We start from the raw sequence: 11,512 nt of genomic DNA, 5'->3' as shown, positions 1-11,512 counted from the left end.
CCTTCAAGGCTTTACCGTGAGTCAGGCCTACACCTATTATAAAAACGGCCTCAAACAATCCTACACCGGCCCGGACGGTGTGACGCAGGGCTATCTTTATGATCAAACCAACCAGCTTGCCGGTGTGCAGATCCCCGGAGCCGGGATGTTCACGGTAAATGAGTTCACCTGGAACCGGCCCTCACGGGCAAGCGTTCCCGGCGGCACGGTAAAGACCCATACCTATGATCCCCTCATGCGCCTTGAAGCCATGGAGGTGAAGGACCCCGCTGGCAACACCCGCCTTGAAAGGAGCTACGGCTTTGACCGGGTGGGCAATGTGAAGGAGAAAAATACCGAGCACGGGGACTATGCCTACACCTATGATGATCTTTATCGCCTCACCGAGGCCCTCAATCCAAGGCCTGTCAAAGAAGAGGCTTTTGAATACGACGCCGTGGGCAACCGCAAGCGTTCAAACGCCACGGACGGCGAATGGCGCTATGATACCAACAACGCCCTGACGGGCTTTGATGATGTGAGCTATGAATACGACGCCAACGGCAACATGGTGAGAAAGCTTGCCGCAGGCCTTGTTACAAGCTATGTCTATAACCTCGAAGACCGCCTCAGCGAGGTCTGGGCTGGCGAGCCGGGAACGGGCAGGCAGATCGCTTCTTATGGCTATGATCCCTTTGGCCGCAGGCTCTGGAAGGAAGTGGCCGGAAAGAAAACCTGGTTTGTCTACAGCGACGAAGGCCTTGTGGCAGAGCTTGACGGTTCTGGCCGTGAGATCCGGAGCTTTGGCTGGAAACCCCAAGGCATCTGGGGAACGGACCCCCTCTACCTGAAAGAAGCCGGGCATTACTACTGGTACCACAACGATCACCTCGGCACCCCGCAGATGCTCACCGCCAGCTCCGGCGCTGTGATCTGGGAAGCAAAGTATGAGAGCTTCGGCAGGGCCATGGTGGATGGGGGAGCGAGGGTAAAAAACCCCCTGCGGTTCCCGGGGCAGTATGAGGATGAAGAGACGGGGCTGCATTACAACTGGATGCGGTATTATGACCCTGCAAGCGGACGGTACCTGAGGGTCGATCCCATAGGGCTTGAGGGGGGCATTAACGTCTATGTCTATGCCCTGAACAGCCCTCTGAACCTCATTGATCCGGATGGGGAAATAGCATTCGTTCCGGTGCTTGCACTTGTCATGAGGGGCGCGAGCATTGCCCTTACGGCCTATGATCTTTATCAGACCGCAACGATCGTGATGGACCCTTGTTCCAGCGCCGGAGATATCGGCATGGCTGTTGCCGGGTTGGGGATACCGGGTGGGGGTGGGGCTAAGAAGCTTGGGAGGGCCTCAAAGAACTCAGGATCAACTCTTGATTTATTAAAAAATGCCGAACGAACAAACAGTGGCGCATTAAAGGTTGATGGCGGTACTCTCCAACAAATCGGAAAGGCTGAAGCAAAAGGCGGAAAAGCTTTTTCCGGTCTTCAAGAACAAGTTGTTCAAAGCAAGCCCGCAACATGGCAAGGAAAAGCAACCGGTGGCCAACAGACTGTAATAAAATATGTTGATCCCTCAACAGGACAAACTAAATTTACTGTTCATTCTGTAACTGATGGCAGTGGGAGAGTTGTTCATCGAGATTTCGACTCTGTACTAATTGAATCAGGGCAACAGGTGGTGAAATAAAATGAATTATAAAGAATTCTTTATTACATTAATCGCTCAATTTTTATCTGGTGGTATATCAAGAGAACAAGTAGCCCATGAAGTCGCCATGGAGCTTCCAATAGATAGTGTCTATAGTGATCATATTGAATTAATGGAAAATTGTGAATGGGCATTACGACATATTAATGAACCAGATTATTGGACAACTGAAAATGAGCTCCAATATTATTTATCCTGTCTAAAAGGAGATGAACAATTTTCTATTGAAGAAAGGGATCGGTTGCTAAAGTAGTTGTGCCTCAAAGAACACAAGGTTCATTGAAGGCGTCAAAGTCGTTGACCGTCGTACTGGAAATGTTCTTGAAGGTACTGTTGATTTAAAGCCCACCCTTGATCGTATATCTCAAGGAAGATCTTTTCCGCACAGAAATGATGGCAGCATTTTCCAAAACCGTCCACTTCGAGGGCAAACCACGCCCCAACTCCCAGCAAAATCTCAAGGATACTACACAGAATATGTCCATCCAACACCTGGAGTTTCTGGTCCAGGACCTCAACGTATTGTAACAGGTCAAGGAGGAGAGATTTACTATACACCTGATCACTACACAACCTTTATCAAGGTGAATCCATAGGGGGATAGGATGATGACAAAAAGTAAAGTTTTTAAATATTTCTGTAACAATTCCCAGGTACCAAAGGCGGCGAGCGATACCTTTATTGGAATCCTACCTAAAGGTATATCGGATGTGACTGAATTATTTGAAGCCTTATTTAACATTCTATTATTACCAGGATATTTTGGCTTTAATTGGGATGCACTGTCTGATTGTTTAAGAGATTTTCACTGGCTAAAGGAAAAGACTATCGTACTGGTTCACGAGGAGATGCCTCAGCTTTCTGATGATGATCTTTGGGAGTATCTTGATGTGCTTTATGAATGTATAACTGATTGGGGCGATGGTGAGGAACATATTCTGGCTGTTTGGTTCCCAGAGGATTGTAAGGGGCGAATTGTTGATCTGATAGATTAAAGCCGCAAAGGGGGTAGATGCTCTTTCAAAAGCTGCTGGAGCTGCTGATAGAGGTGGTTTAACGGCTGCTGGACGTGCATTACAAAAGCATGGCGGACGACAAGGAAGCGCCTTCCCTACAGCTAAAGGGAACCCAACATCTATTAACCAACAGGGGCAGAATATCGTCGACGACATCCTTACAAGCCCTGGCAGTGTAACTTCGACGCGTCATCATGCGCGTTATGGAAATGTTACTGAAGTCCGGGCTCCAGATGGCCGAGGAGTCAGGTATGATGACAAAAGCAACTTCATGGGATTCCTGGAGCCTAAAAAATGAAATTAACAGTTGAGATTGCAAGTGTTCCAGACAGAGACAACATTGTTGCTGAAATTTGGCTCGAAGATGAAATGATCGCTGAGGCGACTCAAGATGACACTGGCGTTTGCATTGTTGAAGTATATCCAAATCCCAGTGGTGGGGCGTGGAGTGTGGACCTGGAGGACTTGGTTCAAGCGCTTAGTATTGCTAAAAGTCGCCTTGTTGAATAGTCAGGGTTTCCAACGAATGTACCGAATATTGAGAACCTATTCATTCCGGAATTCTTTCGAATAGCGACCGTTCGTTGCGTTTTTTGCCATTCAGACACCTCCATTCTGGTTGGATAGTAACTTTGGTGTCCGATATTTTCAACTTACCTCAGTTTTTTTGGAAATGGTGATTTCAGCCATTTTTCCAGAACCGTTGCCAGGGTTTCCGGGAAAAGGGGTTTGGTGACATAATCATTCATTCCCGCTTCCAGACATTTTTCCCGATCTCCCTGCATGGCGCAGGCGGTCATGGCAATGATGGGGATGTCTTTGTCGGGAATGGGGGATTGGGATGCGCGAATCTGGCGAGTGGCCGTGAGGCCATCCATGACCGGCATCTGCACATCCATGAAAATCAGGTCATAGGGCAGTGACTGGAGGGCGGTGAGAACCTCACTGCCATCGGCCACAGCATCGGCGTAAATTCCCATTTTTCTGAGTATGCCCAGGGCCACTTCCTGGTTGGTGGGATTATCCTCCGCAACCAGAACACGGGCCTTGGTGTGGGCAAAGCATCCTTTCAGGCCAGGACAGGAGAAGGGGCCCTGCGAAGTCTTGGGGACTGAAGGCTCCGAAGGTGGGGGCTGCCGTCTGAATCGGACTGTGAACCAGAAGGTGGAACCTCCATGCTCCGTGCTCTGCACGCCGATGTCCCCTTGCATAAGTTTGGTCAGTTGCTTTGAAATGGCAAGGCCCAGGCCCGTACCGCCGTATTGTCTTGTGGTGGAAACTTCCAGCTGGGTGAATTTTTCAAAAAGAATGCCGAGTTTGTCCGCAGGAATGCCGATACCCGTATCCTGCACGGAAAAGTGCAGTTGTATGGATTCGTCGTTGGCATCCAGCCTTGCCACATGCAGGCGCACCTCTCCCTGGGATGTGAATTTGATGGCATTTCCCACAAGATTCAGGAGGATCTGTCTCAGTCTTCCCGGATCTCCCATCAGCCATGGCGGGACATCGGGGTCCAGGGAGAGGCTGAAAAAAAGATTTTTTTCCTTGGCTTTTACGGTCATGAAAAGACTGAAATCCTCAAGAAAATGCTGAAGATTGAATCGGACCATTTCAAGATCCATCCTGCCTGCCTCGATTTTGGAAAAATCCAGAATGTCATTGACCACCCGTAAAAGGGACTGGGCGTTTTCCCGAACGCTCTGGGCGTATCGGCGTTGTTTTTCGTCAAGGTCCGTATCCAGAAGCAGGCCGGTCATGCCGATGATGCCGTTCATGGGGGTGCGGATCTCATGGCTCATGTTGGCAAGAAACTCGCCTTTGGCCGTGTTGGCGCATCGGGCTTGACGGGCCATTTCCTGGGCCTGGGCGATGGCTTCTTCCAAGGCGTGGTTGGTGAGTTCCAGCTGTTCTTTGGATTGGGCCAGAGTCCTTTCGGCCTGTTTGCGTTCCGTAATGTCAGTCATAACAGCCAGAATGTAGTTTTGATCCTGATTCTCGATGATCTCTCCGGAAAAAAGACCATCCCGGATCGACCCATCCCTGCATAAAATCTGGATTTCCGTATCCTTGAGGCGTTTTTGGCGGAAAAGCTGTTTGGCTAAGGTCTTCTGTTGATCCCTGTCCGGAAAGAGTCCCACCTGTTCGGGAGTTTTCCCGATAATTTCCTGGCGGGTGTAGCCCAGGGTTTTGAGAAAGGTTTCGTTGACATCCATGAAAATGCCGCTGGAAAAGACGGAAAGGGCCATGAGGGCGGGGTTGTTTCGGAAAATAAGTTCAAATCGCTGCCTTGCTTCAATTTCTGGGCGGAGATCCTTGGAAATACCGAAAATACAGGCCTCCCCGTTCCAGAAGCCATGCCAGATCCGTGTTTCCATGGGAAGGGACTGACCGCCTTTTCGCATGATGGGAAGGGGGCAGGTGGTCCTTTTGTGCTCTTGTATTTCCTTGAGAACCGCGTGTACCTCTTTTTGACTTTCCGGAGGATGCAGGTCCATGATGTGCATTTTTCTGCATTCATGAGCGCTGTACCCAAGCTGGGTGCAGAAGGCGGTATTGACAAAAAGAATCCGGCCATCGGGCCTGGCAACGGTGACCAGATCGCCGATGCTGTCAAAAAAAGCTCGGAAATTGGCTTCGCTTTCCCGCAGGGCAGCCTGGCGGATCCGCATGGATCGGTGGGCAAAGATAAGGGGCGGGAGAAAAAGGAGCAGGCCCACAACGGTTGTGGGCATCAGAGTTTTCGCTGCAATGATTCTTTTCCAGTCTTTTGCATCAATATCAGCTCCCAGTACGGCGAGAACCTGTTTTGTATCCGGATGAAGGATGGGAACCAGGGCGGATACCCAGACTCCCCAGGTGTCCGCAAGGGGGCCTTCCACCAGGGCTTTTTTCGTATCAAAAAGACTGCGAAGTTCTTCCGAGGCTTCCGTGTAGGGTTCACCGGGGGGGCAGGCGGGCTCCTCCTCCCTGGTTTCATCCTGGCTTTCCAGAAAGAAAAAGATGCCGCCATCCGCATCCCGTCCCATGAGGTACATGAATCTGAAGCGGGGGTTGATGTTGCGCAGCTCTGCCATGTGTTTCAGAAGATGGGTATGGCTCGGTTCATTCAGATCATCGGGGGTGCCTGAGAGGGTGAGGAGTTTTTTTGTGCAGATGGCCTTAGCGGCCAGTCTGAGCTGCATAACCAGCTCCTGACGCATCTGCTGGTCGGTGCGGAAGGCGGTCCAGGTGACAAAAAGAAGAAAGATGACAAAAATCCCAAGGAGGAGGCTCATATTTTTTAGGGAAAAAAGGGAGGGTTCCGGGGGCGTGCGGAAACGGGAGCGGGGCATGGCTGCCTCCTTTCAGGGCGTTTTGCGCTGCGTTTCTGTCGGATCCCTGGCTTAAGAAAGGGGGTTTTTTATGGAGCGGAAACAATGGGCAAGCCCAAGTGCTGGGCGAATCCTGAGGCCGTTTTTCGCATATCTGCAGAAAAAAGGCCCATGGGGCAAAGCTGCGCTGCTGTGAGGCTGCATGGAGATGTATCCAGAGTCCGGATAAAAAATTTATACCACGCAGAGGGGATGGGAGCAAAAAGAAAAAAACGAAGGGCTTCTGTTTGTATTATAAATAAAAATGGTCGTTTACATCCTGTGATTGAGCTTTTGCATCAGGGGGTCAAGGTGTTTTTCGATCAGGATGATGGAAGCCCGGGAAGCTTGGACGTCTTTATTCCTCAGTGCGGTTTCAAGAATGGCGGCCTCATTGTGCAGCATCTCGGCGCCCACATGGGCGGAGGCCCCCTTGATGGTGTGGGCTTGTCGTTCTGCGGATGCCAGGTCTTCATTCTCAAAGGCTTGTTTTAAATTCTGGATCTGCTCGGGAAGCATACGGATGAAATGCTCCAGAATGGGGATTGCCATGGCTTCATCTCCCATGAGGAGTTCGTTGAGGGTGTCAGGGTTCCATACCATGGCCTGGGGAGCGGGAGAAGGGGATGGAGCCGGGCGGATTTTTTGATCCGGAGGTGTGGGGTCTGTTTTTTCTGTCTGGGCCGGGGAGGGATGGGGCAACCATTTTTTTAAGACTTCGGCCAGAATATGCGGAGTGATGGGTTTGGGTACATAGTCGTTCATCCCCGCATCCAGGCATTTGTCCCGGTCTCCCTGCATGGCATAGGCGGTCATGGCAATGATGGGCAGCCTGGGATTGAGAACGGGGGATGCGGCGGCGCGGATACGTCGTGTGGCCGTGAGACCATCCATGACGGGCATCTGAACATCCATAAGCACAAGGTCGTAGGGAATCTGCCCAAGGGCGGAAAGTGCTTCCGCGCCGTTGGCTGCGGTGTCTGCGTAGAGACCCATTTTGAAGAGTATGCCCACAGCCACCTGCTGATTGGTGGGGTTGTCTTCCACCAGAAGGATACGGAATCTGCCATGAATAAAGGTCGGCGGTTTTTCCCGGACGGAGTGGCGCGTAAGAATGGGGCGGTTTTTTAAGTCGCTGTCTCCGGCTCCGGCCAGGGCCATGCGAACAACGGCCTGCAGCTCTTTATGGAGAACGGGCTTGGTGAGATAACCACTGAAACCGAGGCCTGAAAAACGGCTGGCATCTCCACGGGCTGCAAGGGAGGTGAGCATGATGAGATGGATATTTTGCATGCGGGGATCCATGCGGATAGCCCGGCCAAGGGCTTCACCATCCATGCCGGGCATGCGCATGTCCAGGATGGCAAGGGAAAAGGGATCGTTTTTTTCCAGGGATTCTTCCAGAATCTGCAGGGCCTGGGGACCGTTTGCCGCCTCAAAGGGCCTCATCCCCCAAAGACGCATCCGGGTGATGAGAATTTCCCGATTGGTGGCATTGTCATCCACCACAAGAATCCTTTCTCCCTTGAGTTCCGCAGGCGCAAGGGGGACGGGGCGGGTCTCCTGGGTCTGGGTCTGGAAAAGAGCGGTGAACCAGAACACGCTGCCTTTGCCCTCCATGCTTTTCACGCCCATTTCTCCATGCATGAGAGCGCTCAGCTCCCTGGAGATGGCAAGACCAAGGCCTGTGCCGCCATACTGCCGGGTGGTGGAGGTCTCCACCTGGCTGAATTTTTCAAAAAGAAGATCTTTTTTTTCTTCAGGAATGCCGATTCCCGTATCCTTTACGGAAAAATGCAGCCGAACCCGATCTTCATCCTTCCAGACCAGGGCAACCTTCAGTGTGACCTCGCCCTGATGGGTGAATTTGATGGCATTGCTCACAAGGTTGGTGAGAATCTGCCGGAGGCGTCCGGGATCGCCCCTGAGAAGGGTGGGAACATCCGGGTCCAGGGCGAAGATCAGCTCAAGCTGCTTTTCGTGGGCGCGGATGGCTATGGAAAGGCAGAAATCTTCCACAAGACTTTCCAGATCAAAATCGAGAATTTCAAGGTCCATTTTTCCGGCCTCGATCTTGGAGAAATCCAGAATGTCATTGATGAGACCCAGAAGGGAGTGGGCGCTGTTGCGAATGGTCTGGGCGTAGCGGCGTTGCTCGTCGTTCAGGTCTGTTTCCAGCAGAAGGCCTGTCATGCCAATGACCCCGTTCATGGGGGTGCGGATTTCATGACTCATGTTGGCCAGGAAGGCACCTTTGGTCCGGTTGGCGGCATTGGCCTGCTCTGCCATGGATTGGGCCTGGCGCATGGCGCTTTCAAGTTTCTGGTTGGTTTCCAGGAGCGTCTTTTCCGCCTGCCTGCGCTGGGTGATATCAATGTCCGATCCACGGTATCCCTGCAGAGTGCCGTCCGGATTCAGGATGGGGAAGCCGTTGGTGGCGACCCAGAGGATGGTGCCATCCGGGGTCTGGATGGGGTTTTCCAGATTCTGGAAAGTTTTTTGGCTGCCAATGACCTGAAAGGCCGCATTCTTGAAAGATTCACGTCCTTCTTCGGGGTGCAGATCGAAAAAGTATTTTTTGTGTATGAGTTTTTCCGGCGGATAACCCCATACGGTTTCCGACGCCCGGCTGACATAGGTATAAAGCCCATCGGGGTTGACCTCCCAGACAATGGTCCGGCTTTGCAGGGAAGACTGTTCAAAGCGTTCTTCACTGATCTGAAGGGCTCTGTGGGCGTTCCGGAGAAAAAGAGTGCCCACGGAAAGCCCCAGAAGCCCCAGGCCTGCGATGAGCATATGTCCAAGAATCATCTGTCCCCGTTGCTGCTGGGTGGCAAGGGCGTAGGGAGCAAGGGGTACGGAAACACTGATGCCGCCGATGACATCCCCCTCCCTGTAGCCCTGGTGCCCATGGCAGGTGAGACAGGCGGTTTCAGTGGCAAGGGGGCGCATCAGCCTGAAAAAGGTCTCGTCATTCAGGATTTCAATGGTGGTTGCTTTGGCTTCCCCCCTTTCAAAGGATCGCAGGGCCTCGCTTTCCCAGGCATCGGGTATATTGGTGGGGCACAGGGGATTCAGGCTGGTGATGTGTCCCAGAACACCACCGGAATCCTTACTGAGTTCATGCACCTGTCGGGTCATGTAGGCGGGGTTGACCAGGGTGAGGGCCTGGCCGTCCGTGGTGACAATGTCCCGGTAAGGGAGGTGGGCGAGGTAGGGGTTGGGAGGGGTCAGGCTTGATGGAGGAACGTAAACGCCGCCATGCATGGCCGTCCAGCGCCTGTAAACAAGATCCTTTTGAAAGGAGGCGTTGGCTTCGGATTCGGCCAGGGTCAGAAGGGATTCGCCGATCTGATGCCAGTTCCAGAAAAAGGAGATCAGGGTGATGAGAACCCACGTCATCCCGGTGATGCGGATAAGGGGGGTGCTGGGAGTCTTGAGGTTGAAAAGGCGTTTTGGGAGCATGATGCCTCGGAAATGAAGTGAAGTTTGAGCCATGGAGGCCTTTGGAAGAAGGCGGCTCCTTCGGGTAAGGAGTGGGGTGTATGGAAACTCAGAGGGGAAAAGCACCCGGCGGCAGGCCGTGGGAGCTGGCGTCCCCCTCATGGTTCAGGGCTCTTTTTACCTGAAGGGCAAGTTCTCTGAGCGTGAAAGGCTTCTGGATAAAAGAGACGCCTTCTTCCAGAACGCCGTGATGGGCAATGACATTGGCCGTGTATCCGGACATGAAAAGACATTTCAGATCCGGATAAAGGGAGAGCAGTTTTCTGGCAAGGGTGCGTCCGTCCATTTCAGGCATGACCACATCCGTAAGCAGGAGGTGAATTTTTTTCCCGCAATGCTGGGCGAGGTGTATGGCCTTGACGGGCGAGGGGGCGGTGAGCACGGTGTACCCATGACTTTCGAGCATGGTTTGAGTAATGTTGAGAATCATGGCTTCGTCTTCCACCAGTAAAATGGTTTCATGACCCATGCACGGTGGATCGGCAGGATCGTCAAGGCAGGGAGTTTTGGCTTTGCAGGCGTGACAGGGCAGGTAGAGCCGGAAGGTGCTTCCCTGGCCGGGTTCGGTATACACATTGATAAAGCCCTGGTTCTGCTTGACAATGCCATAAACCGTGGCCATCCCGAGTCCTGTGCCCTTTCCCATTTCCTTGGTGGTGAAAAAGGGTTCAAAAAGATGGGAGAGGGTTTCGCTGTCCATGCCGCAGCCATCATCGCTTACCGCCAGCAGCACATAAAGGCCAGGGATATACCCCAGATGGTCCCGGCAGTAGGCGTCATCAAAATCCGCAAGGCCTGTTTCAATGATGATCCTGCCCATGTCTCCGATGGCGTCCCGGGCGTTGATGCAGAGGTTGGTGAGTACCTGCTCGATCTGGGAGGGATCCATTTTAACGGGTGCGATTTCCCTGCCTGGTTTCCAGAGCAGATCAATGCCTTCGCCAATGAGTCTTCTCAGCATATCAAGGGTTTTTTCCACTGCCTCGTTGAGGTCAAGGACCCTGGGAGCGACGGTCTGTTTACGGGCAAAGGCAAGGAGCTGGCGGGTGAGGTCTGCGGAATGCTCCGCAGCTTTCCGGATGGCCTCCAGGTCCTCAAAGAAGGGATCTTGGGGCTGCATCTGCATGAGCAGCAGCTCCGTATGCCCGAGGATGACCCCCAGCATATTGTTGAAGTCGTGGGCCACACCTCCGGCAAGGCGTCCCACGGATTCCATTTTCTGGGACTGGGTGAGCTGGGCCTGGAGTTTTTCCCGTATCTGTTCGGCCTGCTTGCGCTCTGTGATATCCAGGGCGGTGAAGGTCACGCCTGCGCTGAGATCCTGGGGATGAATGGGGGTTGAACTGAGAAGAACCTCGAGAATGGTTCCGTCCTTACGTCGCCAGCGGGTTTCCACGGTGCCAGTTCCGGTTTTGTGAATCTGCTCGTACTTATCCACGCCCACCCGTTCAAAATCCGCATCACTGGGATAAAGGAGGCGGGAGCTCTGACCGATGAGTTCTTCCCGTGTATACCCTGTCATTTCGCAGACTCTGTCATTGATGGTCATGAGGATGCGATTGCTCACCATCCCGATCCCTGTGGGGGCTGCGCGATAGATGCTGCTGAGCAGGTTTTCGCTTTTGCGTAAGGCTTCTTCCGTGCGTTTCCGCTCGCTGATGTTGCGCATGATGGTGGAAAGATAATGGAGCCTGTCATCCTTTCCCCGATGGGCAAGGATGACCTGGGACACGGGAATTTCCCGTCCTTCCCGATGGTAAACAGCCGTTTCTCCTTCCCAGTTTCCCTTTTGCCTGGCAGTTGTGATGCCCTCTTTACGGATTTTTTCCAGAGCCCAGGCGGGGTGGAGGTCTGCAATGGTTTTCTGATCCAGGCTTTCGTCCTGCCCCCAGCCTGCCATGCGACGGCCTGCCTGGTTGAGATAGGTGAGGCGGCCGTCG

General features: G+C 52.8%; 8 protein-coding genes. 5 read left to right on the top strand and 3 right to left on the bottom strand.

Features of this window, described 5'->3' with window-relative positions; genetic code table 11:
* The 5 genes from RBR60_RS15020 to RBR60_RS15005 form a co-directional block, all read left to right on the top strand.
* Positions 1 to 1,681: RHS repeat-associated core domain-containing protein (locus RBR60_RS15020; protein WP_320358263.1), on the top strand; the 1,681-nt coding region annotated here is incomplete at its 5' end.
* Position 1,682: 1 nt separating this feature from the next.
* Complete coding sequence (locus tag RBR60_RS15015; RefSeq protein ID WP_320358261.1) at positions 1,683 to 1,955, top strand: hypothetical protein; 273 nt, start codon at positions 1,683 to 1,685, stop codon at positions 1,953 to 1,955.
* 25 nt (positions 1,956 to 1,980) lie between these two features.
* On the top strand, positions 1,981 to 2,298 hold the full coding sequence (locus RBR60_RS16860) for a ribonuclease domain-containing protein (RefSeq protein ID WP_413815476.1): 318 nt from the start codon (positions 1,981 to 1,983) through the stop codon (positions 2,296 to 2,298).
* Positions 2,299 to 2,307: 9 nt separating this feature from the next.
* Entirely contained in the window at positions 2,308 to 2,697 is a 390-nt protein-coding gene (locus RBR60_RS15010; protein ID WP_320358259.1) for a barstar family protein, read from the top strand.
* 315 nt (positions 2,698 to 3,012) lie between these two features.
* On the top strand, positions 3,013 to 3,228 hold the full coding sequence (locus tag RBR60_RS15005) for a hypothetical protein (protein WP_320358257.1): 216 nt from the start codon (positions 3,013 to 3,015) through the stop codon (positions 3,226 to 3,228).
* Between the two features lie 143 nt (positions 3,229 to 3,371).
* Here RBR60_RS15005 and RBR60_RS15000 read toward each other — a convergent pair whose 3' ends face one another.
* The 3 genes from RBR60_RS15000 to RBR60_RS14990 form a co-directional block, all read right to left on the bottom strand.
* Positions 3,372 to 6,050 carry a PAS domain S-box protein gene (locus tag RBR60_RS15000; protein ID WP_320358255.1) on the bottom strand — a complete coding sequence of 893 codons (2,679 nt, stop codon included), beginning with the start codon at positions 6,048 to 6,050 and terminating at the stop codon, positions 3,372 to 3,374.
* Positions 6,051 to 6,341: 291 nt separating this feature from the next.
* Complete coding sequence (locus tag RBR60_RS14995) at positions 6,342 to 9,533, bottom strand: response regulator (RefSeq protein ID WP_320358254.1); 3,192 nt, start codon at positions 9,531 to 9,533, stop codon at positions 6,342 to 6,344.
* 88 nt (positions 9,534 to 9,621) lie between these two features.
* Positions 9,622 to 11,512: PAS domain S-box protein (locus RBR60_RS14990; protein ID WP_320358251.1), on the bottom strand; the 1,891-nt coding region annotated here is incomplete at its 5' end.

Origin of the sequence: Desulfobotulus sp. (assembly GCF_034006065.1) — a bacterium.
GTDB lineage: Bacteria > Desulfobacterota > Desulfobacteria > Desulfobacterales > ASO4-4 > Desulfobotulus.
The sequence above is the reverse complement of the archived record's forward strand: the minus strand, read 5'-3'. Positions and strand labels throughout refer to the sequence as shown.

Coding starts and splice junctions, on each gene's coding strand:
- RBR60_RS15010 (WP_320358259.1), top strand. CDS start 2,308: ATGATGACAAAAAGTAAAGTTTTTAAATATTTCTGTAACAATTCCCAG.
- RBR60_RS15000 (WP_320358255.1), bottom strand. CDS start 6,050: ATGCCCCGCTCCCGTTTCCGCACGCCCCCGGAACCCTCCCTTTTTTCC.
- RBR60_RS15005 (WP_320358257.1), top strand. CDS start 3,013: ATGAAATTAACAGTTGAGATTGCAAGTGTTCCAGACAGAGACAACATT.
- RBR60_RS14995 (WP_320358254.1), bottom strand. CDS start 9,533: ATGCTCCCAAAACGCCTTTTCAACCTCAAGACTCCCAGCACCCCCCTT.
- RBR60_RS15015 (WP_320358261.1), top strand. CDS start 1,683: ATGAATTATAAAGAATTCTTTATTACATTAATCGCTCAATTTTTATCT.